Origin of the sequence: Streptomyces sp. NPDC020489 (assembly GCF_044386545.1) — a bacterium.
Taxonomy (GTDB): Bacteria; Actinomycetota; Actinomycetes; order Streptomycetales; family Streptomycetaceae; genus Streptomyces.
In genome coordinates, this window is record NZ_JBIRUZ010000016.1 from 156642 (window position 1) to 181435 (window position 24794).

Here is a 24794-nt window from a genome sequence, read left to right on the forward strand (position 1 = left end):
CACCTGGAGAGGAGACCCGATGCGCCCCGGCACGCAAGGCAGCGCCGTCGGCCCCCCGCACCATGCCGCCCCCGTACCCGCCACCGTGGCCGGCCCGCCCGGCCCGTCCGCCGACCGCGCCCCCGTGTGGCGGCTCGACGGCCCGCGCGGGCTCCTGGTCAGCACCGAAGGAGTCTGGGGCGCGGGCAAGACCACGACCGCCGAACTGGCCGGGGAACAGCTGCGGGCCGCGGGCTTCACGGTGGCCGTCCTCCACTACGGGCCCCGCCCCGGCACGATCGGCCGGCTCTCCGAGGTCCTCGAAGCCCAGCCCCTGCGCTCCCGCACCGGCGCCGGCGGCTACGCACACGCCCACCACGCCACCGTCGACGTCCTGCTGCGCCTGTGCCGCGAAGCCCACCAGCACCAGACGTTCTACGAGCCGGCCCTGGCCGAGCACGACGTCGTCATCATCGACCACGGCGTCTACTCCAAGATCGCCTGGGCGTTGACCGTCCTGACCGAGACACAGCCCGACGCGCCCGCCGACGAGACCCTGCAGCGTCTGCTCGACATCGTGGCGCCCTGGTTCCTCCACCCCGACCTGGCCGTCTTCCTCAACACCCCCTGGCCGCTGGCCCGCGAACGCGCCATCGCCCGCGGCCGGGGAGGCGGCAACCCCGCCGCGATCGAGCGCCTGCTGTTCCTCCCCTGCTACTCGGCGGCCTACCGGCGGGTGCTCGACGCCCACCACCCCCGCGTCCTGCCCATCCGGGTGGACCTGCGCGAAGCACCGGAGGTGGCCGCCGAGATGGCCGCCGCGATCACCGGCCGGCTCTGCGCCCCGCTGCCCGCGCCCCGTCCCCGCGACCTCGACGAGATGAGTGCCCTGTGTCCTTCCTGACCGACCGCCCGCGCGAGCGGACGATCATCGACGCCTCCTTGTGGTCCGCCGACCTGGGAGCGCTGACCGCCGAGGTCGAGCGGATCGGCCCGTACGCCGACTCCTTCCACATCGACGCCTCTGACACCTCCTTCACCCCCGACGCGATCTTCTTCCCCGACCTGGTCCGTGCCCTGCGCCCCCGCACCGAGGTTCCGTTCCACGTCCACCTGATGGCGCACCGTCCGGCCCAGCTGGCCGCGGCGTTCGCCGACGCCGGCGCGAACCTGATCACCGTCCACGCCGAAGCCGACGGAGCGCTGGAGGCGATCGGCCGCATCCGTGCCGGAGGCCAGGCGGCCGGTCTCGCGCTCACCCTGGACCTGGCCCCCGAGCACGTCGAGGACCTCCTCGAATCCGTCGACGCCGTCACCATGGTGGGCACCCCGCTGGGTACCAAGGGCACCGGCATGGTCCCCGAGGCCCTGGACCGCATGCGGGTCATCCGCCAGATCCTCGACCGGCGCGGCACGGACATCCCCCTCCTGGCCGACGGCGGGATCCGCGAGCACACGGTGCCCGACCTCGTCGCCGCCGGGGCCACCGGCGTCGTGGCGGGCTCGCTGCTCTTCGGCAGCGACGACCCGGCCGCGACCGCCGCGTGGATCCGCAGCCAGCCCACCTCCGCGCGCCCGCACGGAGGTGCCCGGTGAACGGCTCCGTGCTGCCCCTGGCGGGGTGGACGGTCAGCCTCGACCTGTGGGGCACCCTCATCACCCACGGGGACCGGAAGGCCGCGGACGCCTGGCGGATCACGGAGTTCGGCCGCGTCCTTCACGCCTACGGCCACCGCCCGGCGCCGGAGCCGCTGAGCGAGATCGTGGGGCGCACCCGGGCCGAGGCGGCGCACCAGCAGCGGATGGCCGGAGCGCAGCCCGGCGTCGAGGCTCAGGTCGGGGCGGTGCTCGACGAGCTCGGCATCGACCGGGATGCGCCCGATCTACTGAAGCTGCTGCTCGCGGTGCACACGCACGCGGTGCTGCGGGCCTGCCCGCAGCCGATCCCCGGGGCGCGCGAGGCCCTGGACGCGATCAAGGCCGCGGGCGGGCGCCTGGTGCTGACGTCCAACACCCTGGCCACGCCGCCGGACGTCCACCGGCAGCTGCTGTCCGATCTCGGCCTGCTCGACCGGTTCGACGACCTGCTGTTCTCCGGCGACTTGGGAGTGGCCAAGCCCCGACCCGAGGTGTTCGCCACCGTCGCCGAGCGGGCCGTCATGACGCCCGGTCGCGTCGTCCACGTCGGCGACGACCTGCTCACAGATGTGGACGGTGCCCTGGGCGCCGGATGCCGGGCCATCCACTACAACCCCCGCCGCAAGGCTTCCCGGCCCCAGGTCCCCGACTTCGCCGATCTCGCCGAGCTGCCGGACCTGCTGGTCTCCTCGTGCCGCGCGGCCTTGGCGGAGCTGATCTCACGGAGTGCTTCCCATGACTGACCTGGCCACCGGCCCCGGCCCCGCCGCGGGCACGGCCCTCCTGAGCGCCGCGGGCGACGGAGCGGACCGGCACCTGTCCGACCTGCTGGCCACCGCAGCGAACGGGGCGCCGGCCTGCTACCTGGCCGACCCCAGCGCCGCCCGTGCCGCCCGCGAGGGAGGGAGTGACCCGGTGCTCTACACCGCGCACCGCGACATCCTCCCACCCACCCGGGCCCTGGGCGCCCAGTGGTTCGCCGACCTCTGCGTCTACCGGCCCGGCCGGCTGCCCGGCGGCGAACTCAACCGCTCGATCGGCCACTGGAACACCCCGGCCCAGCTCGAGGTGTTCGAGGTCCTGTCCGGGCGCGTGCTGATGATCACCGCCTGGCACGACCCGTCCGGTACCCCGGTGCTGAACTGGCAGGCGTGCGGGCCCGGCGACCTGGTCGCCGTGCCGTTCGGGGCCTGGCACCAGACCTCGGTCCTGGACGGCCCCGCCACCGTGTTCAACATCTACACCGACCTGCCCGGCACCGAGCAGCAGCACACCAGCCGGCATGCCGCCCAGCACGCCGAGGTCAAGTACCGCTCCAGCGCGCCGGTGGAGATCACCGCGATCCGGGCCGGGGCCGGCTTCACCCTCACCGGGTCCCGGCGCGGCCGCGACCACTGGGGGCGCGGTGTGCGGGCCGTCGAGCCGGCGTGGTTGCGCGAGGCGGTCGGCCCCGACAGTCTCGTCGCCCTCCACACCTCCGCCTGCGCCCAGCGGATGTCCCGGCTGGTGGACGCGGCCCGCACGCACCTGCCCCAGGCGCAGCCCCGGCCGGAAGGAGACCGCCCGTGACGGCCCCCGCCACCGACCAGGTCCCCGCCCAGCAGCCGGGCCGTCTCTGGGAGACCACGTTCACTCAGGCCGAGGCCAGCGTCTGCCTGCGAACCAACTCGAAGGCCGCCTTCACCCACGCCACGGGCACCCTGTACGCCTACGAGCAGACCGGCCCGGACTTCGCGCACTGGCAGATCGACCTCTTGGTCGACGGCGGCCCGACGTACGAGGAGGTCGAGGGCTTCACCGACGCGCCCACGGTCGAGATCGGGCCCCGCCTGACGGCCGCCGTCCTCGCGCGGCCCGGCGGCCGTGCCTTCTGGGTGGAGGCGCTGCACACCCTGATCGTGACCGACACCCAGCAGGCGACGATCACCGTGCGCTGCGCGAAGGAGGAGGCGGCGCTGCACTGGGCGGCGCGACTGCCCCGGCAGGCCATCACCGCCCAGCTCCTGGAGAACGGCGCGGTCTACGCGCACACTGCGGCCTTCTCCCTGGGTGGGCGCGGCGTCGTCATCGCCGGACACCGCGGCCGCGGCAAGACCACCACCCTGCTCGCCGGCCTGCACCGCCTCGGCGCCGACTACGTCACCAACGACCGGCTGCTGCTGCGCGCCGAGGAAGAGGGCGGGCTCGCCGGGTACGTGTGGCCCGCGCGGCTGCGGGCCGGCATCGGCACACTGGCCGCCCTGCCGCACCTGGCCGGCCTCGTCCCCGAGGCCCAGCGCACGGTGCCCGCCGAACAGCGGTGGTGGAGCCGGCCCAAGGTGCCCATCGAGCCGTGGGACTTCGACCGGCTGCTGTCCGGCGACGGCCAGGTCCTCGGCTCGGTCCGCCCGGCCATGCTGCTCTTCCCCCAGCTCGACCCCGACCGGACCACGGTGCACGTCGAGCCGGTCTCAGGCGCCGAGGCCCGCGACGAGCTGCTGCACACACGCCTGTTCATGACCGACCCCGGCCGCAGGCCCAGCTCCCACATCAACCACTGGCTGTGGCCCGCACCCGACCCGGCCATCACCGGCGGCAACCTGAACCGCGTGGTCGAGGCCCTGGCCGAACTGCCCTGCTACCGGATCCACGCCGGTTCCGACCCGGCCGCCCTCGCCGACACCGTCGGCCGCCTCCTCGGCACGGGAGCGGAGGTGCACGGGTGAACGCCCCCGCCAGGCCCACCGCCGCGACGCCGCCGCCGCCCGCAGGAGACGGGCCGGCCGCAGCGGCCCTGCGGTGGCTGTGCGATCCCCGCCCGAACATCCGCCCGTCCGCGCCGGCTTCCATCCCGCTCGGCGCGGTGCTGGAGGCAGCGATCGACGCCAAACTGGTCTGCCTGCTGGCCCACCGTCTCCTGGGCGGCCCCCCGGACGCGAGCCTGTCCCGTCCGATGCGCTCCGTCCTCGGCCAGATCGCGCGCGCCAACACGCTGCACAACCGGCTCCACCGCGGCGAAGCCGTCCGAATCGTGCGGGCGCTCACCGGCCGGGACGTGCCCGTCGCGGTGCTCAACGGACTCGCGTACGACACCGCCCTGTACCCGCCCGGCGGGCTCCGGCAGTTCACCGACATCGACCTCCTGGTCGACGCCGCCGACCGGGACGCGGCCCTGGAGGTGCTGGCCGAGCTCGGCTTCACGCAGCCGGGCCGCGGTGCGCACACGCGCCGGCGGACCACCGGGGACGCGCTGACGCCCACCGTGAGCATCGACATCACCACCGGCCTGGGCCACACCGCCGACCCGGCGGACGTACGGGCGGCTCTTGCCCGGACCGAGGCCGCAGGCGACGGTGGAGAGGCGTTGCCTGTCCTCGCCCGGGCGGACGCGCTGGCGCACGCTCTCGCCCGTCTCGCCGCACGCCCGCGCTGGTCCGGTCTGGCCGACGCCGCCCGCCTCGCCCTGGCCGCCCCGGGCTCCTCGCGCGAAGCCGTGGCGGCGGTTTCGGAGCCGCTCCGCGCAGGATGGGCGGTGCTGCACAGCCACCTGCCCGACCTGGTTCCCGGCCCGCCGCCGGTGGCCGGCGGCGGGCCGGGCCGAGAAGAGGTCGCCCGGTGATCGTGCAACTGGCCGGCCTGCCCGGGACCGGCAAGACCACCCTCGGCCGGGAACTGACCCGCGCACTCGGCCCGAAGACCCTGCTGCTCGACAAGGACCGGATCCGCGACGCGCTGTTCGGCCCGCACCTGGTCGCCTACACCCGGGAACAGGACGACTTCTGCATCCACGTCATGCACCTGACGGCCGGACGGCACCTCGGCGAACACCCGGACGCGGCCGTGGTCCTCGACGGGCGCACCTGCTCACGCCGCTACCAGGTCGAGGACGTGCAGCGGCTGGCCAAGGAGACCGGCCGGCCGCTGCGCATCATCGAATGCGTCTGCCCCGACGACGTCGCCGCCGCCCGCCTGAACCGAGACGCGCAGGCGGGCACCCACCCGGCCGCCAACCGTGACCCCGACCTCTACCGACGGCTCAAAGCCTCCGCGGAGCCGATCACCGTCCCCGCGCTGCGCCTGGACACCAGCGCCCCCGTCCCGGACTGCACCCGCACCGCCCTGGCCTACCTGATGGCCGAGCACCCGCCCACCCGACCCGCTCCGAAGGGAGCCCTCACCGCATGAGCCCCGACCTCCCGGCGCTGCTCGACCTCGCCCGCTCGGTCACCGAACGGGCCGAGCAGCAGCTACGCGACCTCACCCCGGACCTGATCACCGCCAAGGGCGACCGCGACATGGTCACCAACGTCGATCTCGCCATCGAACACGAGGCCCGCAAGGCTCTCCTGGACGGCGCGCCCGGCATCGGCTTCGTCGGCGAGGAGGAGGGCGGCGACACCGACGCCGACACCCACTGGATCATCGACCCGGTCGACGGAACCGCGAACTTCATCCGCGGCCTGCCGCTGTGCGGGATCTCCCTCGCCCTTGTCCACCACGGCGTGCCCGTCCTCGGCGTCATCCACCTGCCCCTGATCGGCCGCCGTTACTGGGCAGCCCAGGGCCTGGGCGCCTTCCGCGACGGCCAGCGCATCAGCGCCGCCGGCACCAGCACGCTGCCCGAGGCGATGATCGCCGTCGGCGACTACGGAACGGGCCCCGACGGCCCCGAGCGCAACCGCGTCGCCCTCGCCATCCAGGCCCACCTCGCCGAGAAGGCCCAGCGCGTGCGCATGCTCGGGTCCGCCGCCGTGGATCTGGCCTTCGTCGCCGACGGCACCCTCGACGCCACCATCACCCTGGGCAACCACGACTGGGACATGGCCGCGGGCGTCGTCCTCGCCCGCGAGGCCGGCGCCGTCGTCACGGACACCGACGGCAGCCCGCACACCCCCGACTCGCTCACCACCATCGCGACGGCGCCCGGCCTGCGCGACGCCGTTCTCGACATCGTCGCGGCCACCACCACGGGCACCCCGTGGGCGGCCACAGCGGGGAGCCCGGCATGCTGATCGCGTTCGAGGGACTTCCCGGCGCCGGGAAAACCACGCAGTCCCGGCTCCTCGCCGACCACCTCACCCGCGAGCAGGTGCCGGTCAACTACCTGCCCGACAACCTGACCCGCACCGAGGACACCCTGGGCAGCACGCTCCTGGACCTCTTCGCCAGCGGGGACCCCTTCTCCCGGCACGGCAACATCGTCACCGACACGATGCTCGCCACCGCGATCCGCACCAACACCGTCGCCACGCACATCGCCCCCGCCCTCACGGCCGGGCAGGCGGTCATCGAGGACCGCGGCATCCACACCATCCAGTCGTACAGCCTCGCCACCCTCCTGCAGAAACACCCCGGCCGGCCTGCGGACGGCATCGGGTGGCTGCGGTCCGTCTCCGTGATGTCCGGGCCGCCAGCCGACGTGGCCGTGTGGCTGCGCCTGCCCGCCGACGAGGCCATCGCCCGGGCCACCCGCCGTGAGGGCCAGCCCTACACCGCCGAGCAGCACGCCTTCCTGCGCCACGTCCACGACGCCTACGGCCACCTCGCCGCCAACGATCCGGGCCTGGTCACCGTCGACGTCCTCGGACTCACACCTGAACAGGTCCACCAGGCCGTCGTCGACGCGATCGCCGAACGCGTCCCGATACCCGCCCCGGCCGAACACAGTTCTTCCATGCAGTAGAGCGAACCGACCCGTTCTTCCCGTACCGCCGACCACCAGACGTCACGGAGTACCCCGCATGCACCCCACGCGCCTCGCCCCGCCCGCCGCGCTTCTCACCGACCTGCGCGGCGCCCGCACCGGCAGCGAGACCCGCCTCAAGGAAGTGCTCGCCGGCCACGGCCTGCGCCCGCTCACCGGCGGCTTCCAGAACCACGTCTACGCCTGGGATGACCCCGAGGCCGGGCCCATCTGCGTCAAGCTCTACGCCAAGGGCAACCACCGCCGGCGCGTGGACCGCGAGTGGGCGGCCCTGAACCTGCTCGCCGAGCACGCCATCAGCGATGTCCCCCGCCCGCTGTGGCTCGACCAGCACGACGAGGTCCCCGCCGTCGGCATGACGCTGCTGAAGGGCACGCCGCTGCTGGAGAGCCCCGACCTTGAAGCCGCCCTCAAGGGCCTGGCCCAGACCACCGAGCGCCTCCACGCCGTGCCGCTGTCCGGGCTGATGGCCGAACTGGAGCGCATCGACTCCGGCTCCCACTACATGCTGCGCCTGACCGGCAGCTGGCCCGAACTCCTCGCCGGCCACGAGGACGACCCGCTGACCGCCGACATGCGCGCCCTGCTCACCGCCTGGCACGCCAGCGGTGACGCCGAGCTCGTCGACGACACCTCCGCCCCGGCCGTGCTCTCCCGCGGCGACTCCAACCTCAACAACTGGCTGCGCGACGGAGCCTCCAGCCCCTGCGTCGACTTCGAGTACAGCGGGCACAGCACCGTCCACTTCGACGCCGCCGACCTGATCGAACACATCAGCGCCCGCGAGATCCCCGACAGCACCTGGATCACGCTCCTGCCCGACCTCGGCATCACCCCCGCCAACCGCCACCTCTTCCTCGCCGCCCAGCGCACCTGTGCCCTGCGCTGGCTCGCCGTGCTGTGGAAGCAGCGGCACACCCGCGCTGACGAGTTCGCCACCCAGCACGCCCGCGTACGGCTCCTGCAGAGCCCCGACAACCCCTGGCACGGCTGAACACCCGTCGAACCAGCCGACCGAGTGGCGGCCGCCCGCGCGCGGCCGCCGCGCCTCCGACTACGTGAGGGAAGACCATGACCGCGATACCGAGGACCGCCAGCCTGCTGTGGGCACTGCGTTCCTACTGCGGCTCGCACAAGTGCAAGCCCTGCTACTTCACCTGGCTCGACGAGCAGCGCGTCGACAAGACCCCCGGCCTGCTGTCGCACTTCTCGCCCCACGACCTGCCCACCGAGCAGGTGATGGCCTTCGCCCGCACCCTCCCCGGCTCCGCTGTAGGGCGGGTCTTCCTCGCTGGCGGCGAGCCGCTCATGTGGCGGCCCATCCTCGACCTCATCGAGATCCTCAAGGGCGGAGGACTCGAGGTCGTGGTGTGCACCAGCGGCGTGGCCCTCAACCAGCCGGACATGGCCCGCCGCCTGGTAGAGCTGGGAGTGGACGGCTTCTCCGTCTCGCTGGACTCCACCGACCCCGACTACAACGACACCTGGCGCCCGCCCCGCAAGGAGGGTGACGGCTGGGAGGGCGTCGTCAGCGGCATCAAGGCCCTGCTGGCCGCCCGCGGCCCGCAGGGCCGGCCCCGCGTCGGCCTCTACAACGTCATCACCAAGCTCAACCTGCCGGACGTCCTCGGCGTGCCGCAGCTGGCCGCCGACCTCGGCTGCGACTACGCCGTGCCCCAGCCCGTCGCGCTGCCCGAGGGGCACAGCCTCTACGACACCCTGGTCCTCACCGACGCCGAACTACCCGTCCTGGAGGAACAGTTCGACCGTCTCTACGCTGCCGGCCTCCCCCTCCAGCTCCCGCCCCGGACCTACCCCGGCCAGGTCGCCTCCGCCATCCACCACCTCACCGGAGCCGTCGAGGGCTGCTTCGGCGGGGACACCCTGTACTTCGCCGAGCCCGACGGCTCGCTCTGGGACTGCCCGTCCTCCCTGAAGATGGCCGCCACGCCCACCGAGCGCCACCGCACCATCAAGGGCGCCGACGCGGCCGAGCTCTTCGGCAAGCCCTCCGGCTGCGGGAGCGACTGCGCCCTGTTCAGCGTCGACTGCGTGAACATGTGGCCCCTGATGGACTTCGACCGGGTGCTGGGCACCCCGACCTCCGGGAGCCCCGCGTGACGACGACCTCCCACGCCCTGGACGCGCTCAAGGCGTCCATCGACCGCATGCCGGACCCGGCCGGCCGCGCCGAGGCCGCCGCCCTGGAAGCCGAACTCGCCACCGTCCACGGAGTCCGGCACGCCATCGCGGTCTCCTCCGGCACGGCGGCGCTGCACACCGCCCTGGTCGCCTGCGGCGTCGGCCCTGGCGACGAGGTCCTCCTCCCCGCCGCCACCGTGATCATGACGGTGTCCGCCGTGACCGCCGTCGGCGCCCGTCCGGTCTTCGTCGACGCCGCCGAGGACGGGCGCGGCATGAATCTGGCCGACGTAGCCGCCAAGACCACCGAGCGCACCCGAGCGATCGTCCCCGTCCACCTCGCCGGACGGACCGACGGCCTGATCGACCTCGCCGCGCACGCGCAGTCGGCCGGCCTGCACGTCGTGGAGGACGCCTGCCAGGCCCAGGGCAGCACCACTCGGGGGCGCACGGCCGGCACGGTCGGCAGCATCGGCTGCTTCTCCCTCAAGGACGGCAAGATCATCTCCTGCGGGGAGGGCGGCTACCTCCTCACCGACGACGACACCCTCGCCGAGCGCGCCGCCGCGTACCGTACGCACTGGCTCACCCCCGCCTCGGGCGCACCGGCCGCCAGCCGGCGGGGGATGAACTACCGCCTGGCCGAACCCCTCGCCGCGCTCGCCCGGCACCACCTGAAGGCCCTGGACCAGGCCGTGGCCCGGCGCCGCGAGCAGGCCCGCCAGCTCTACGACCTCGTCGGTGACATCCCGGGGCTCACCGTGCACGCCCCTGCTCCCGACGACATCCCGAACGGGTACAGCGCCCTGTGGCGCGTCGAGATCGACCGCCCCCGGGACTTCAGCACCCGCCTGGCCGAGGCCGGGGTGGCCAACTCCGTCGGCACCTACCGGCTCCGGGCGGCACACCAGCACCCGGCCTGCCAGGACCTGAGCCCGGCCGACTGCCCGCGCGCCGCCGAGACCGTGGACCGGATGCTGGCCGTCACCCTTCAGCAGCAGACCACCGAGGCCGACCTGCACCGCTTCGCTGAAACCATCCAGCGCGAGGCCAAGAGCTGGGCGGAGGGACGATGACCGTGAACCTCCCGCCGCAGCCCGTCCCGGCGGCTGCACCCACGGTGGACGAGCTGCTCCAGGACGTCGACGGCGTCGTCGTCGACTGGGACGGCACCGTCGTCGACAACGCCGAGATCCGGCTGAGCGCGCTCCAGCAGGCTCTTGCCCCATACGGCGTGGACGTCGACCCGCAGTGGTACGCCCTGAACTGCGGGCTGCCCATCCGCGAGGTCATCGTCCGCCTCGCGGGCCCGCGCACGCTCCCGGTCGAGGAGATCGTGCCCGCCAGCCGGCGCCTGCTGCTCAACGAGCCGCCGCCGCGGCTGATCGACAGCACGATGAACCTGCTGCGGCGGGCCGAGGCTCTGGGTCTGCCGCGGGCCGTCGCCTCCGCCGCGGCCGGAGTTCTCATCCATCCCCTCATCGACCGGCTGGACCTCGGCGAGCTCCTGCCGGTCGTGGTGACGGCCGAATCGGTGGCGCGCGGGAAGCCGGCCCCCGACGCGTACCTGGAGGCCGCCCGGCTGATCGGGCGAGCGCCCTCCCGGTGCCTGGCCGTCGACGACGCGCCGGACGGCATCACGTCCGCATTGGAGGCCGGCATGCGGGTCCTCGCCGTCCGTGACGGCCTGCTCGTTCCCGTGCCCGGCCTCATCCCGGGGTGACCCGCGCGGTGCCCCTGTCCATGCCCGTGGACGGGGCGCCGCGCGCACGAGCCAGAGCTCCACCGTCCCGTCCTCTTGCGCCCTCGGAGTGCCATGCCCCGCGCCCAAGCCGTACCCGATCAAGAACCTTGGTGGATCACCAACTACCGTGGCCGCGGCCCCCACCAGCGCTACAGCCACCACAACCACGCCAAGACCCGCCGCAGTGTCGGTTTCTTCATCCACCATATGGGCCTTCAGCCCAGCCAGGCGATCCTCGATCTGTGCTGCGCCTTCGGCCGTCACACGCACGAATTCACCCGGCGCGGCTTCCCCCGCACCGTCGGGGTGGACCTGTCCCCCGACATGCTCGCGCACGCCGCCTCGTCGGCAGGCGCCAACGGCCGGCGCCCCCGTTTCGTACGCGCCGACGTCCGGGCGCTGCCCTTCCACAACGCCTCGGCCGACGCCGTCTTGATGCTGCGGAGCTTCGGGTTCCTCGATACCCCCGAGGAAGACCTCGTCGTGTTGAAGGAGGCCGCCCGTGTCCTGCGGCCCGGCGCCCTCCTGGGGATGGATCACTTCCCGCCCAACAGCGCCACGGCCAAGGTGGGCACCCGGATCCTGAAAGGTCCTGAGGCGACGACCACCGTGCACACCACCTGGGACCCGGCGACCGCCCGGCTCAACAGCCGCATGTCCACCCGCTACGAGGACGGCCACGTCGAACCGTTCCACAGCTCCTCGCGCCTCTACACCCCAGAGGAGCTCCGGGGGGCGTTCGCCGAAGCCGGGTTCACGGTTCACGGCACGTTCGGCGGGTATGACGGCAGCCCTCTCACCGGCGACAGCACGCGATGCATCGTCGTCGCACGCCGGGCATGACCGGCCCGACCCCGGGGCCCGGGCCGGAACCGGGGCCGTCAGCCGAACAGCGAGCCCTGGACCGTGGGCGGCGGAAGGTACTTCTCCTCGACTGGCTTCGCCGCGGTCCCGGCGATCTCCTCCAGCTGAGCGAAGGTCGACCACCGGCCCTCGGCCGTACCGCGCTTGACCGCGTGTCGAAACACCTGGGCCACCGCCCAGGCCTCCTGGGTGGCGGGCCGGGGTCCCGGAGGCAGCCGCACACCCAGATACCGGGCGAGCTCCTCGAACCCTCCCTCGACGCCGGGACAGGCGGTTCGAGCGAGCTCCACCGCGTCCCAGCGGGTGAGGGAGGCCAGACGCGGGCACGCGGCCCGCTCGGTGTGCAGCAGCGAGGCCTCGATAAAGCCCAGCGCGGCGACGATCCGATGCGGCTGCGCCGTGACATGCCGCTCGATCTCCCGCAGGGCGAGTCCCGCGGACCCCTCTGGGAGTTCGTGAGGCAGTCGAGGCGGCCGCGGCTTCTTCCAGGAGGAATGAAGCTCCTCGCGGATCTCCTGGTGAACCCGCCACAAGGGCTGGAAGTCCGCCCCGCTGAGAGCGAGGGCGGCTACGGCCGCCGGAACAAGGCCGCCGGGCTGGCGACGCATCTCCACATCGACGACCACGAAGGTCGTGGAACCGAACTCGGCATCCATCATCCGCACCGGCACCACGATATCGACCCCGTGCGGCGGCGCGCGGCCATTACGGCGTTGCTGCGGCCAGCCCACCAGGCCACACCCGCCCGCCGGTGCGAACCTCGGCGATTCGGCCAACCACGCAGCTCGGCAGACCCGTTGCGCCGGACGGGTTCGTGCATCTTCCACGTGCCACCACCCGCTCTATCTCGGGAAATCGGGAGCGACTGAAACACACCAGTTCGATATCTCGGCCAGCTCGTTGAGCATCACGGACCAGCCGTGACCGACAGATCGGGGGACAGCTTGAGCACAAGCAGTACATCCGAGCAGCAGGGCGAGAACGTATCGGAGGCGGGCCCTCCGGAAGATGCTGTGAGCACGCCGCAGGAGGAGGAGTTCCTCTACCGGGATACCTCTCGGCTTCAGGCTGGTGCGCAGATGACGACCGTCACGATGGCGCGGCGCCTGCCCGCGCTGGTGCTGCGGTCCCTGAAGATGGCCTGGCGGGTCGACCGGGTCGCGACGGCCGGCCTGCTGGCCTGCCAGGTCGGCACCGGCGTGCTCGCGGCCTTGGGCCTGCTGGCCGTCACCGGGACCCTGACCGCGCTGATCTCCTCCGGCGACATCTCCGACCGGCTGTGGGAGGCGGCCCCGCAGCTGGCCGTCATCGCAGCGGCGACCGGCCTTCGCGCTCTGCTGGGCATCACGGTGACGTGGCTGACCGGGCGGCTGCGGCCCTTCCTGGCCCGGGCCGCGGAACTCACCATGATCGAGGCGGCGCTCGGCGCCGAGCTCGCCGCGAACAATCAGCCCGGCTACAACGACTTCTACGACATCGCCGACCGCGGCTCCCAGGTCACCCCAGACCTCGTGGAGGAAGCCCAAGACGTGCTGGCCGCCACCGCGACCCTCGCGGCCGGAGCCACCGTCCTCGCCGTGATCCACCCGCTCCTCCTCCCCTTGCTGCTGCTGGCGTGCCTGCCCCAGGCGGCCGCCTACGTGCGGGCCGCACGCGTGGTGTACCTGGCCGGTTTGGAGACCTCGGGTCGGCGCCGGATGCTGCACAAGCTGCGCTGGCACATGGCCTACATGGAGTCCAGCGAGGAGATGCGCGCCTGCCTGGCCGGCCCGTTCCTCCTCGGCCGGTATCGGCGGCTCGCCGCCTCGGTCAACGCCGCCGAACGCAAGGCCGCGGATACGGGCGCGTGGATGGGCCTCGCGGGCGCGGCCGCCGGCGGGGTGGCCTCGGCCGCGGTGTGGGCTGCGCTGCTGTGGCTCCTGGCCTCCGGGCGCATGGACCTGGCGGCCGGAGGAGGCGCGGTCTTCGCCCTCCAGACGGCGACCGGATCCGTCCGCGGCATCATCAACGGCGGCGCCCGGCTGGTGCGCACCGGCTGGTACGTGCAGGACTGGCAGAACTTCCTCGACAACGCCCACGGCCAGGCCATGGCCGGCTCTCGCGGGACGAAGACGCTGTCCGCGGCCCCGGAGCGGTTCGAGGTCCGCGACGTCACCTACCGATACGACGGCGCCGAGCGGGACAGCCTGAGCGGGGTGTCGCTGCAGGTACGGCGCGGAGAGATCGTGGCCCTGGTCGGAGAGAACGGATCGGGGAAGTCCACGCTGTCCCGGCTGATCTGCGGCCTGCTCCTGCCCACCTCCGGCGAGGTGGCCTGGGACCACACGACCACGACCGAGATGGAGCCCTGGAAGGCTTGGAAACACGTGGCCTTGGCCCCGCAGAGGTACACGTACCTGCCGCTGACCCTGCGGGACAACATCACCTTCGGGCAGGGCGACCGCAGTGACGCCGCCGTCCTGGCGGCCTGCGCGGCGTCCGGAGCCGCCGACATGCTGCCCGCTCTCCGGTCCGGCCTCGACACCCTGTTGACCTCCGAGTGGTTCGGCGGCCAGCAGCTGTCCGGCGGGCAGTGGCAGCGCGTCGTGCTCACCCGGGCCTTCCACCGCGATGCGGCCCTGTTGGTGATGGACGAGCCCACGGCCGCCCTCGACGCCCGAGCTGAGCACCACGTCTTCACCGGACTGCGGGAGCTGGCCAAGGACCGGGCCATTCTCCTGATCACGCACCGGCTCACCAATGTCGCTGTGGCCGACCGCATCGTCGTCCTCGACGAGGGACGCCTGGTGCAGGAGGGGACCTACGCGCAGCTCACCCGCGAGCCGGGGCTGTTCCGCTCTCTGTGGGAACTCCAGCAGCGCACCGCCGGGGAGGCAGCATGATCCCCGACCCCCCTCAGGCCCAGTCCGCGCACTCGCCAGCCAGCAGCGCCTGGCCAACGGACTTCACCGCGCACCGGGTCGGCGCTGGCTGCCCGATGTGCCAGAACGACTTCGACGCCGACGACATCGGCTGGGGCCTGCTTGTACGGCGCGGGGAGGTCAGCAACGCCTACCTGTGGCGCAGCGGCCACGTCCGCGGGTATGCCGTCGTGATCTACACCGGCCGTCATATCGCCGAACCCACCGAGCTGGACGAGGAGGAGACGGCCGCCTTCTGGCGCGACGTCCTGGCCCTGGGCCGCGCGGTGGAGGCGCTCTACGAGCCGCTGAAGATGAACTACCTGCTGCTGGGGAACCAGATCCCGCACGCCCACTGGCACTGCGTTCCGCGACGTGAAGCCGGAACGGATCCAGCGCCGGGCGGCCCGCTCCCCTTCGACGCGCTCGATCTCGGACAGCAGGACGAGGAGCGTTTGCAGGCGGATGCCCGAGCACTGCGCCAGCTGCTGCATCCCTCCGGCCACCCGGGGGCGCCGCGATGAACGCCTCAGAGTCGGACGTGATGGTCGTGGCGGGGATCCTGACGCTGTTCTACCGGATCGTCCCGACCTTGGTCGGCGAAGGTCCTGCGGGGACCGCCACTCGCAACTACGTGGCCCGGGACAGCGACGGAGCCCGGTGGTTCATGAAGGCCTACCCGGCGGGCACCGATCTGGACGCGGAGCGCCAGGCGCTCGAGCTCGGCGACTTCGCGCTGCTCGGCCGGATCCCGGTGCCGGTAGTACGCAAGACCCTGGAAGGTGACCTCATCGCGGCCGCCGGCGACATGGCGGTGCCGGTCGCGGCGTTCGTCGAGGACACGCAGACGGCGGAGGGCGGCCTGTCCGGCGATCGGTGGGCCGCGGTGGGCGAGACCGTCGGGTGCCTGCACCGGACCCTGGCCCGGCACCCGGCCGGGCCTCCGCGCCGTGTGCCCGCCCGGGAAGTCTGCGACGTGAAGCGGGCCCGGCAGCGCCTTGACCGGCTGCTCGTCCTCTTCGCCAAGAGGCCGCCCGCCTCGGGCTTTCCCGCCTGGGCACGGGAGACCGCCGCCCAGCGGCTCGACGCGCTGCCTGCCGTGGCCGCCATGGTCAAAGGGCTGCCGACGACGTTGACGTGCAGACCGTCCACGGAGACCTGGCCTCGCCCAACCTGCTCCTTCGCGGGCAGCAGGTGGCGGCATTGATCGACTTCCGACCGCCCGGTCACCGCAGCCCCGCCTGGGAGCTCGGGCGGATCGTCCTGGACCCGCGCACTGTCCTGGCGCAGCCGCAGTGGCCTACCGGCCTCGCCGAAGCTGTCGCTGCCTGCCGGGCAGCCAACCCGGCGCTGCCGGCCGAAGAGCTCCTAGCCGTGCCCCGCCTTGCCGCCGGATACCTGGCCTGCTCGGTGTATCCCCTGTCCGAGGCCGTCGACGACCCGGCCGCCGTCACCCCCGAACTCGAGGCGTACGGCCGCAACCGGCAGGCGGCCATGGCCGAGCTGTGCGAGCGCCTGCCGGAGGCCGAGGAGGTGCTCCATGACTTCCTCCACTGACCCCTCCTCCTCTCCCGGCACCCGGCCGTCGTTGTGGCGGCACCGCAACTTCCGCCGCTACCTGACCGGGCAGGCAGCCAGCGTGACCGGCAGTTCGATCAGCAGCATGGTGATCCCCGTGCTGGCGGTGCTCGAACTGGATGCGACCACCGCCGAGGTCGCCTGGCTGACGTTCCTGGGCCAACTGCCGCCCGCACTGCTGGCATTGCACGCCGGGGCTCTCGCCGATCGACACTCCAAACGGAGGCAGATGATCGCTGGCGACCTGGTCAGCGCCGCCGCGCTGGCCAGCGTGCCGGTGGCGGACGCGCTCGACCGGCTGTCCCTGACCCAGCTGATGGTGGTCGCGGTCGTGCAAGGCGCGGCGGGGGTGCTGCACGATGCCGCCGCGATCAGCTTCCTGCCCAGCCTGGTCGACCGGTCCCTGCTCCAGCGGAGCAACAGCCGCGTCGGCAGCCTCTTCGCCATCGCCGCCACCGCGGGCAGCAACCTCGGCGCCGCCCTGACCGCCCTCCTCGGCCCGGCCCGGGCGCTTCTCGGGGATGTCCTGTCCTACCTCGTCAGCGCCTGGTGCACCGCCAGCATCCAGGCCCCCGAAAGCGCCCGGCCGGCAGCGGAAGTCCGGCGTCTGCACACCGAGATCGGTGAGGGCCTGCGCTACGTGAACGGCGACCACCGGCTGCGCACCCTGACCCTCGTCAACGCGACGACGTCGTTTGCCCTGGCGCTCCTCAATACCTTGTGGGCGCTGTACCTGCTCCGGTCCCTCGCCATGGGCGCGACCGCCTTCGGCGTGGTCCTGGGCATCGGAGCCCTGGGCGCGGCGGCCGGCGCTCTGGCCGCCCCCTCGCTCGCGGCGCGGTACGGGCCCGGGCCGATGATGCTCGCCGCCCTCGCGATCACCCCGCTCACCCAGATCCCTTTACTCCTCGCCTCCCCGGACCTGGTCTGGCAGTTCGCCATCGGTGGTGCGCTGTTCCTTCAGCTGGCCTGTGCCGCGGCCGCGGGGACGACCCAGCGCACCATTCGCCAGGTCGTCACCGCCGACGGCATGCAGGCCCGCATGCAGGCCGCGAGTACCTGGCTCACCTCCGGGGCCCGGCCAGTAGCCGCGCTCCTCGCCGGCGGGCTCGGCACCTGGATCGGCGTGCGCCCCACCCTGGTCGCCGGCACCTGCCTCCTCCTCGTCCCCCTCGTGGTCCTCTACCGCTCCCCGCTGCGCAGTCTGCTGGACATGCCCAGCTCACCCGCCGTGGCTTCTCCTTCAGCCGAGGCCGTCACACCTCCGACGCCGTCGGGGCCGACCGTCCCCCATCCCGCAGTCGCCGTGGATGTGCGGCCCGACCGCGCCTCGGAAGGTGGCCCGTGAGCATCCACCTGCACACGGCCCCCGGCCCGGAGCCGTCATCGGCGGACCTGCCGCCAGGCGCGCGCCTCTCCCTCCCAGCCCGTACATCCCGTCCCACACGTCCCGAGGTGATCACGTGCCGCCCTCCCGCTCTGACATCCGCGCGACCATCGAGACCTACCTCAGCTGGCATGCCGAGGAACGACCTTCCCTGGAAGGGCTGCTGGCTGTCCTCGACGGCACCGAGGAGCCGTCCCGCCGTGCCACGCTGCCCGGCCATGTCACCTGCAGCGCCGTAGTCATCGACCGCGACCGCCGGGTGCTCCACATCGGCCATCGGGTGACAGGGCTACTCCTTTGCCCCGGCGGCCACGCTGAGGCGGGTGACCGTACGCTCCTGGCCGCGGCCGTGCGCGAGGTGTGCGAAGAGGCCGGGCTGCGCCCCGGCGACCTTTGCCTGACCCCGCAGTTCCTCGACGAGCCGATCGACGTGGACGTGCATGACATCGACGCCAACCCGGCCAAGGGCGAGCCCGCTCACCAGCACTTCGATGTCCGCTTCGCGTTCTACCTCACCGACGAGCAACCGCCCACGCTCGATCTGCAGGACAAGGAAGTCGCCGGAGCCCAGTGGCTCCCGTACGCCGACGTGCGATCCCCGACGCTGCGGGCCAAGCTCTTGGCCGCCGAGGCGGACGGCCTCGACGGGCGCCCGGAGCCCGTCAGCGCCAACGCCCTGATCCACGACGGAGCCGGCCGGTACCTTCTGCACCTACGAGATGACCGGGAGGGCATGTGGGAGCCCTGGGTCCTGGCCCTCGTGGGAGGCAAAAGGTCGCGGGACGATGCCAGCCTCGAGGCGACACTGCGACGTGAGCTTGCCGAGGAGGTACCGGGTCTAGAGCCCGCGGAACTGGTGCCGTTCGCCGTCCAGGAGGCAACGAGCGTCGACGGCCTTGCCGTGCCCATCAGCGTCTACGCCGGGCGCTGGAGCGGGGACGCCGAAGCGGTGGATCTCCGCGAAGGCGTCCTGCTGAAGTGGTTCACCGTCGACACCCTCGACCGGCTTCGGCTCAGCCCCGGACTCGGAGACCTGATCCGCCGCCACGCGGCCGAACACCCCACCGTGGAAGAGCCCCCGGACGCGGCTCGCCCTCTGCCCGGCGAGGCCCCGGCCGGGACCGTGCTGCACGTCGTCGGCGTCCACCTCCACCTAGAACAGGACGGCAAGGTCCTGCTGGGGCTGCGGCACCCGGACTCGGCGTATGCAGGGAGGACGTGGCACGCCCTCGCCGGACACCTGGAGGCGGAGGCGGCGACCGCCGGCCTCGCGCGCGAGGCCTACGAAGAGGCCAGGCTGATCATCGATCCGGCCGACCTCGAGCTCGTCCACACGGTGCACACGGTGGACAGGCCCGGAGCCCGGCCGAGAATCCAGCTCTTCTTCCGCCCCCGCCACTGGGAGGGCACCCCCGAGGTACGCGAACCCGACCGGTGCCTCGCCTGGGAGTGGTGGGACGCGAAGGACCTGCCGGAGCCGATCGTCCCCTACACCCGTGTCGCGATCGAGGGCATCCGGGCCGGTCGCTCCTACAGCGAACTGGGGTGGGAGCGTTGAGCGGCTTCGCGGCGGTCGGCGCCGCCTACGCTGCCCCTTCGCGCGGCGCGCGGGGCTGCCCGCTGCAGGCGTCTGGGGCCCGCTGCCTGACCGTCATGCCCGTTGCGCCGGCGCCCTGCTATCCACCGCGTCAGGAAGAGGACCGTCATGTCTGCTGACCTGTCCACCACGACAGGTGCGCGCCGCGCCGCCATGGTGGAGCGTCTTGAGGCCGACGGCGTGCTGACCGATGTCCGGCTGCGCGAGGCGCTGCTGTCGGTGCCGCGGGAGGTGCTGCTTCCCCACGCGTACGTACGGGTGAGCGATCCGGGCGTCGAGCCGATCGAGTGGCGCCTGCTCGACGGAGCGCACCCGGACGACCGGGCCGAGTGGCTCGACCTGATCCACAGCGGTGAGTCGGTCCTGCTCCAGCGCGACGGGGAGCCGCTCGATGCCCTCGTACGCGGGCCGGTGACCGGCGGGAACATGACGTCGATGTCGACCTACGGCCAAGCCACCGTCGAAGCTCTCCAGACACTCCAACTGGGTCCTGGGCAGCGGTACCTGGAGCTCGGCCCGGGCCCGGGAGTCTCCCTCGCGCTCGCCGCCGCCGTCACCGGCCCCCGCCTCGCCGCCGGCGTCGAACGGGACGGCCACATGGCCGCCTTCGCCCAGCGCAACCTCGACCGGCTCGGTCTGGGCGCGACGGTCGTGGAGGGCGATGCTCTCGATGGGCACCCGGCGGGCGGAGCGTTCGACCGGATCCACTCCGGCATCGGCGTGCCCTGCGTCCCGCCGGCGTGGGTGGAGCAGCTCGCGCCCGGCGGGCGGCTGCTGACGACGCTCACCACCCTCACCCCGAGCTGGCCCGGACAGCTCCTGGCCACCCGTACCGGGGCCGGCGAGATCGAGGCAGTGCTGCGAGGGCGGCCGCGCGGATACCGGCCCATGCTCGGCTACCGGTGGCTCAGCGCCGTGACGATGAGGCCCCGAATGACGGCCGACCCCGGCGTACCGCGCCCGACCCGGCTCGCGCCGCCGCCGGACGACGCGTACGGCTTCTGGCTCGCGGCCGCCTACCTCGCTCCCGGTCTCGTCCGCGACTTCCAGGCCGAGACGATGACGATCACCGCCCCCGACCAGGACTCCTGGGCGGTCGCCGGTCCCGGCGAGTCGACCGTCCGCGTCCACGGGCCCCGGGACGTGTGGGCCGAACTCGAGGAGGTGCACGCCCGCTGGGTCCTGGCCGGACGGCCCGACAGGTACCGGGTGACCGTGCCGGAAGACAGCGGGCCACAGCACGTCGCCTCCGGCACTGGCCTGCGCGCCCTGGCGTGGGTCCTGCCTCCGCTCGCGCCGGTGCCCCACCAACCCGCCGCCCCCTGCCCGACCGAGCACCACACGGAGAAAGCCCTGTGAGCCTCTTCCACGCCACGGCGGATGCCTACGGCCGGCACCGCCCCGGCCTCCCCGACGAAGTCGTCCACCTGCTCGCCGACACCGTGCGCGGCATCCGCGGTCCGGCTCTGCTCGATTTGGGCACCGGGACCGGCCAGGTGCCGGCCGCCCTGTTGCCCGCCCTGCCGCAGCTCGCACGCCTGGACCTGGTAGATGCCAACCGGGACATGCTCGACCAGGCCGATCTCGCCCTCCGCCCTCTTCTCGCGGGCCGGTCCGCCGCCTTCCATCCCGTCCGGGCCGAGGAGTTCACCGCGCCCGAGGAGGGATACCGGGCTGATCTGGTCACCTGCGCGCGGGCCTTTCACTGGATGGACCGCCCGGCCGTCCTGGCCATGGCCAATGGTGTCACCTCCCCCGGCGCCACGCTGGCGATCATGGGCGACGGCAGCCTCTGGACCCATCCGGCGCCGTGGACCGTCGCGCTGCGGGAGCTGATCCAGTCCTACCTCGGCGCCGAACGTCGCGCCGGAACCAGCGGGGTCTACGCGGAGCCGGGCCGCCGGTACGAAGACGACCTGGCCGAGTCGCCGTTCAGCGACGTCGAGGAGCATCTCTTCCCGCTCCGCCGCGTGTGGACCCAGGACAAGGTGGTCGGCTACCTGCGCAGCACCAGCTTCGCCCGCCCCGACCTCTTCGGCGACCGGCATCCCCGGTTCGAGGCCGAGGCCCGGGCCCTGCTGGAGCAGCACGCGGCGCAGGAGGACGGGCTCGTCGAGGACGGGGTGTTCGACGTCCTGCTCGCCCGCCGGCCGGGAGGTGCCCGGTGAGCGGCGGCGAGCGGCACGCGGTGCCGGTGGACGTGCACTTGATCGCCGTCCGAGAGGGGGGCAAGGGGCCGGAGGTGCTGCTGTCGCGGCGCGCCGGGACCGTCTATGCCGCGGGGCACTGGCACTTCCCATCCGGTCACGTCGACGGGCCCTTCGAGGACGTCGTCACCGCGCTCGTGCGCGAGACGTACGAGGAGACGGGCCTGGTGGTGGAGCCGGACGACGTGCGTGCCGCAGTCACCGTCCACCACCGGGCGCCGGCCGGGAGCGCGCGGGTCGGGTTCTTCTTCGAGGTCCACCGCTGGTCCGGGACGCCGGAGGTCAGGGAGCCCAAGGTGTGCGACGCCATGGACTGGTTTGCGTTCGACGCTCTGCCGGAGCCGATGGTCGCCTACTGCCGCGCGGGGCTGGAGGCCTATCGGGCCGGTGTTCCCGTGGCGCTGCACTTCCAGGAGCCGGGCGATCCGATCAAACACGACCCGGCTGTCGACCGGCTCCGCCTCGTGCCCGCCCCGGGCGGCGGTGAGCCGCGTCCTGGGCGGGAGGTACGAGAGTTCGCCGAGCGGGCGGTCGGCCGGATCACCGCCTGGACGGACGTGTCCTGGGCCCGGACCGCCAGCCGGGTGTGGCGCGCGCAGGACGCTTCGGGCGGGGTGTGGTTTGTCAAGATCCACCAGAATGCTCGTTTCCACGGCCGGGAGGTCACGGCCCTGCGCGAATGGGTGCCGGGGCTCGGGGGCGCCGGTCCCCGGCTGGTGGCGGCCGACGCGACGCTACGGGCGATCGTCCTGACCGCCGTCGAGGGCCGCCCGCTGCACGGCGTGGTGCTGCCGTCGGACGAGGAGCGGCGGGTGTTCCGGGCGATCGGCCATCTCACGGCCCGCATCCACGCGAGCCCCCTTCCGGCGGCGCCCGGGACGGCGCCGGTCGTCCCGTACGCGAAGCTGGAGCGGCACCTGGAAGGGGCGCGGCCGCATCTGAGGCCGGGTGACGAGGAGTACGTGCGGTCGGTCGTGAACAGTGCCGTGCGGCTGCCGGCGGTCGAAGCGGTGGTGACCCACGGCGATCTACAGCTCCGCAACCTGCGCCGGTCCGGTGACGGCACCCTGCGGGTCATCGACTTCGAGCGCAGCGAACCCCAGTCCGCCGTACGGGATCTGGTCCGTCTCCTCGACAGCTTCGACGGCCGGGAAGACCTCTACGAGGCGTTCTTCGATGGGTACGGCCGGCGTCTCACAGAGGACGAGTGGGCGCGCCTGCTGGTGGAGACGGTCTTGGACGCGGTGTCCGGCATCGCCTTCGGGAGCAAGACCGGCGACCCGGAACTGGTCGAACGGGGGCGCCGCACCCTCCTGCGCTGCCGCGCCGGCGCTGCGGCGCACGCTTCCCGCGTGATCGACGGAGGCGACCCGCGATGACGCATAGCACCGACGTACCAGGCACCGGGACAAGGCCCGTTCCGCGGCCGGGCACTGCGGACGACGCCGCTGAGATCACGCGGCTGCGCTCTCAGCTCGTCCTGAGCGAGCCTCTCGACGAGGAGTGGCTCGGCATCTGCCGCGACCAGCTCGCATCCCGGCTGCAGCCCGGGGGCGATGCCCGCGCCTGCGTCGTCGACGCGCCGGGCGGCGGGCTGGCCGCCTGCGCGCTCGCACTGGTCCACCCCGTCCTGTCGGCCCCGAAGTACCCCAAGGGGCTGGCCGCCCGAATCCACGTCGTGGCCACTGAACCCGCCCACCGGCGGCGCGGCCTCGCCCGAGCGGCCGTGTCCGCGCTGCTGGACGTACTGGAGCAGGAGGGGGTAACGCTCTACGAGCTGCACGCGAGCAAGGAGGCCGCGCCGCTGTATGAGCAGTTCGGCTTCGCGCGCGATCCGGCCCTCATGCGGATGACGAAGCTCCCGCAGGCCCGGGACGGGGGCGCGCGATGAACGAGAAGAGGCTCGATCCAGAGGAGTACGCCGCGGCGCTGCCGAAGGCCGTCGTGTCCGCCAGCGTGTTCTTCACCGACGAACACGACCAGCCCGTGCAGCTCCACAGCGTCTACAGCCCCGAGCACCCCTGGCAGTGGCCCGGCGGAACGACGGAGGCAGGCGAACGGCCATGGGAGGCCGCGGTCCGCGAGACCGCCGAGGAGACCAGGCTGGAGATGTCCGGACCGCCGCGGCTGCTGGCGGCGGTGTTCGGCCTACCCGGGCCCGGATTCCCGGCGTCGACCAGCACCTTCGTGTTCGACGGCTGGCGGCTCACCGACGAGCAGCTCGCGAGCATCGTCCTCACCCCCGAGGAGCACGACGAGCTACGGGCAATGCGCCTGGAGCAGTGGCAAGCGCTGATGTCGGTGAAGGACTTCGACCGGCTGACGGCCGTCATGGAGACCCGCCGGAGCGGGGTGGCGGCCTACATCGGCGCCTGGGACTGGGCCACCGGACCGGACGGTCCTCTCACGCACGCCGAGGAGGCCACACAGTGAGCACGACAGCACCGGGCCAGGACGGCCACTCCCTGCCCGCCGCGTACTGGGAGCCGCTCTGGGCAGGCGGCCGCCGCTACCGGCAGGTGTGCACGGCCGAGAAACAGCTGATGGCCGAGCACCTGGCTCCCGGCAAAGGCCGTCTTGCCCTCGACATCGGCAGCGGCGACGGCGCCCTGGCCCGCCACGTCCACCACGAGCTCGGCTACCTGACGACCGGCATCGACTGTTCCCCCAGCGCGGTAGCACTCGCCGCCGCCCACGACATTAACCCCGGACCCGGCCCGGGGCCGGCCTGGCAGTGCCTGGACATCACCACCGCCGACCTCACCGTCCTTGCGCACCCGGCCTATGCCCTCATCACCTGCCGCCTGGTCTACCGGTGGATCGACGACAAGCTGGCCTTCCTCGACCGGATCCGGCGCATCCTCGCGCCCGGCGGAGTCTTCTGGGTCGTCACCGAGATCGCTGGCCGCCGCACGACCACCAACCCGGCCCTCCAGAAGCTCGGGATCTCCCCCTTGGACACCGAACTGCTGACAACCGGCTGGTCCTGCGTACGGACCGCCGACCTCGACGTCCTGCGCTGCTACGCCCTGCGGCCCTGACCCCGTGACCAGGAGGAAGCATCCGGTGCCAGAC

The 24794-nt window shown here is 72.9% G+C and carries 26 protein-coding genes; 25 read left to right on the forward strand and 1 reads right to left on the reverse strand.

The features are described from left to right. The first annotated feature begins 19 nt into the window (after positions 1-19). From ACH41F_RS34785 to ACH41F_RS34850, 14 genes are all read left to right on the forward strand, one after another. The gene (locus ACH41F_RS34785; RefSeq protein ID WP_391237988.1) at positions 20-883 is read left to right on the forward strand and encodes a hypothetical protein; all 864 of its coding nucleotides are present in this window, start codon (positions 20-22) and stop codon (positions 881-883) included. Beyond that, positions 871-1575 (forward strand): ribulose-phosphate 3-epimerase, encoded by a 705-nt coding sequence (locus tag ACH41F_RS34790; RefSeq protein WP_391237985.1) that lies wholly within the window; start codon positions 871-873, stop codon positions 1573-1575. The genes ACH41F_RS34785 and ACH41F_RS34790 overlap by 13 nt, the downstream gene beginning before the upstream one ends. Beyond that, entirely contained in the window at positions 1572-2360 is a 789-nt protein-coding gene (locus ACH41F_RS34795; protein ID WP_391237982.1) for an HAD-IA family hydrolase, read from the forward strand. Before ACH41F_RS34790 ends, ACH41F_RS34795 begins: the two co-directional genes overlap by 4 nt. Further along, positions 2353-3186, forward strand: a complete 834-nt coding sequence (locus ACH41F_RS34800) for a hypothetical protein (RefSeq protein ID WP_391237980.1) — start codon at positions 2353-2355, stop codon at positions 3184-3186. Before ACH41F_RS34795 ends, ACH41F_RS34800 begins: the two co-directional genes overlap by 8 nt. Continuing rightward, positions 3183-4322, forward strand: a complete 1140-nt coding sequence (locus tag ACH41F_RS34805) for a hypothetical protein (RefSeq protein WP_391237977.1) — start codon at positions 3183-3185, stop codon at positions 4320-4322. Before ACH41F_RS34800 ends, ACH41F_RS34805 begins: the two co-directional genes overlap by 4 nt. After that, complete coding sequence (locus tag ACH41F_RS34810) at positions 4319-5215, forward strand: nucleotidyltransferase family protein (protein ID WP_391237974.1); 897 nt, start codon at positions 4319-4321, stop codon at positions 5213-5215. The genes ACH41F_RS34805 and ACH41F_RS34810 overlap by 4 nt, the downstream gene beginning before the upstream one ends. Continuing rightward, a complete protein-coding gene (locus ACH41F_RS34815) occupies positions 5212-5781 on the forward strand; it encodes an AAA family ATPase (protein ID WP_331724599.1) in 570 nt (189 codons plus the stop codon). Before ACH41F_RS34810 ends, ACH41F_RS34815 begins: the two co-directional genes overlap by 4 nt. Continuing rightward, the gene (locus ACH41F_RS34820; RefSeq protein ID WP_331724600.1) at positions 5778-6608 is read left to right on the forward strand and encodes an inositol monophosphatase; all 831 of its coding nucleotides are present in this window, start codon (positions 5778-5780) and stop codon (positions 6606-6608) included. The genes ACH41F_RS34815 and ACH41F_RS34820 overlap by 4 nt, the downstream gene beginning before the upstream one ends. Next, the gene (locus ACH41F_RS34825; RefSeq protein WP_391237970.1) at positions 6602-7279 is read left to right on the forward strand and encodes a dTMP kinase; all 678 of its coding nucleotides are present in this window, start codon (positions 6602-6604) and stop codon (positions 7277-7279) included. Before ACH41F_RS34820 ends, ACH41F_RS34825 begins: the two co-directional genes overlap by 7 nt. 58 nt (positions 7280-7337) lie before the next feature. Further along, complete coding sequence (locus tag ACH41F_RS34830; protein ID WP_391237967.1) at positions 7338-8294, forward strand: phosphotransferase; 957 nt, start codon at positions 7338-7340, stop codon at positions 8292-8294. A gap of 77 nt (positions 8295-8371) precedes the next feature. Further along, a complete protein-coding gene (locus ACH41F_RS34835; protein WP_391237964.1) occupies positions 8372-9421 on the forward strand; it encodes a radical SAM protein in 1050 nt (349 codons plus the stop codon). Beyond that, complete coding sequence (locus ACH41F_RS34840) at positions 9418-10518, forward strand: aminotransferase class I/II-fold pyridoxal phosphate-dependent enzyme (RefSeq protein WP_391237962.1); 1101 nt, start codon at positions 9418-9420, stop codon at positions 10516-10518. The genes ACH41F_RS34835 and ACH41F_RS34840 overlap by 4 nt, the downstream gene beginning before the upstream one ends. Continuing rightward, positions 10515-11165: an HAD-IA family hydrolase gene (locus ACH41F_RS34845; protein ID WP_391237959.1), complete on the forward strand. Its 651-nt coding sequence runs from the start codon at positions 10515-10517 to the stop codon at positions 11163-11165. Before ACH41F_RS34840 ends, ACH41F_RS34845 begins: the two co-directional genes overlap by 4 nt. Before the next feature lie 93 nt (positions 11166-11258). Further along, positions 11259-12029 (forward strand): methyltransferase domain-containing protein, encoded by a 771-nt coding sequence (locus ACH41F_RS34850; protein WP_391237957.1) that lies wholly within the window; start codon positions 11259-11261, stop codon positions 12027-12029. Positions 12030-12067: 38 nt separating this feature from the next. On the opposite strand, the gene ACH41F_RS34855 is transcribed toward ACH41F_RS34850, so the two are convergent. After that, positions 12068-12715, reverse strand: a complete 648-nt coding sequence (locus tag ACH41F_RS34855) for a hypothetical protein (RefSeq protein WP_391237954.1) — start codon at positions 12713-12715, stop codon at positions 12068-12070. A 414-nt stretch (positions 12716-13129) separates the two neighbouring features. On the opposite strand from ACH41F_RS34855, the gene ACH41F_RS34860 reads away from it, so the two are divergent. The 11 genes from ACH41F_RS34860 to ACH41F_RS34910 all read left to right on the forward strand — a co-directional run bounded on the left by ACH41F_RS34860 (position 13130) and on the right by ACH41F_RS34910 (position 24760). Continuing rightward, a complete protein-coding gene (locus tag ACH41F_RS34860) occupies positions 13130-14932 on the forward strand; it encodes an ATP-binding cassette domain-containing protein (RefSeq protein WP_391237951.1) in 1803 nt (600 codons plus the stop codon). Then, positions 14929-15474 (forward strand): HIT domain-containing protein, encoded by a 546-nt coding sequence (locus ACH41F_RS34865; RefSeq protein WP_391237947.1) that lies wholly within the window; start codon positions 14929-14931, stop codon positions 15472-15474. Before ACH41F_RS34860 ends, ACH41F_RS34865 begins: the two co-directional genes overlap by 4 nt. Positions 15475-16003: 529 nt before the next feature. After that, positions 16004-16507: a phosphotransferase gene (locus ACH41F_RS34870; RefSeq protein ID WP_391238309.1), complete on the forward strand. Its 504-nt coding sequence runs from the start codon at positions 16004-16006 to the stop codon at positions 16505-16507. Beyond that, a complete protein-coding gene (locus ACH41F_RS34875; RefSeq protein WP_391237944.1) occupies positions 16491-17876 on the forward strand; it encodes an MFS transporter in 1386 nt (461 codons plus the stop codon). Before ACH41F_RS34870 ends, ACH41F_RS34875 begins: the two co-directional genes overlap by 17 nt. A 115-nt stretch (positions 17877-17991) precedes the next feature. Beyond that, positions 17992-19473 (forward strand): NUDIX domain-containing protein, encoded by a 1482-nt coding sequence (locus tag ACH41F_RS34880; RefSeq protein ID WP_391237941.1) that lies wholly within the window; start codon positions 17992-17994, stop codon positions 19471-19473. A 147-nt stretch (positions 19474-19620) separates the two neighbouring features. Continuing rightward, entirely contained in the window at positions 19621-20871 is a 1251-nt protein-coding gene (locus tag ACH41F_RS34885) for a protein-L-isoaspartate O-methyltransferase (RefSeq protein ID WP_391237936.1), read from the forward strand. After that, on the forward strand, positions 20868-21680 hold the full coding sequence (locus tag ACH41F_RS34890; RefSeq protein ID WP_391237934.1) for a methyltransferase: 813 nt from the start codon (positions 20868-20870) through the stop codon (positions 21678-21680). The genes ACH41F_RS34885 and ACH41F_RS34890 overlap by 4 nt, the downstream gene beginning before the upstream one ends. Continuing rightward, positions 21677-23098, forward strand: a complete 1422-nt coding sequence (locus tag ACH41F_RS34895; protein WP_391237931.1) for a phosphotransferase — start codon at positions 21677-21679, stop codon at positions 23096-23098. The genes ACH41F_RS34890 and ACH41F_RS34895 overlap by 4 nt, the downstream gene beginning before the upstream one ends. Next, positions 23095-23610, forward strand: a complete 516-nt coding sequence (locus ACH41F_RS34900; RefSeq protein WP_391237928.1) for a GNAT family N-acetyltransferase — start codon at positions 23095-23097, stop codon at positions 23608-23610. Before ACH41F_RS34895 ends, ACH41F_RS34900 begins: the two co-directional genes overlap by 4 nt. Continuing rightward, complete coding sequence (locus ACH41F_RS34905) at positions 23607-24152, forward strand: NUDIX domain-containing protein (protein WP_391237925.1); 546 nt, start codon at positions 23607-23609, stop codon at positions 24150-24152. The genes ACH41F_RS34900 and ACH41F_RS34905 overlap by 4 nt, the downstream gene beginning before the upstream one ends. Next, entirely contained in the window at positions 24149-24760 is a 612-nt protein-coding gene (locus ACH41F_RS34910; protein WP_391237922.1) for a methyltransferase domain-containing protein, read from the forward strand. Before ACH41F_RS34905 ends, ACH41F_RS34910 begins: the two co-directional genes overlap by 4 nt. The last annotated feature ends 34 nt before the right edge of the window (positions 24761-24794 follow it).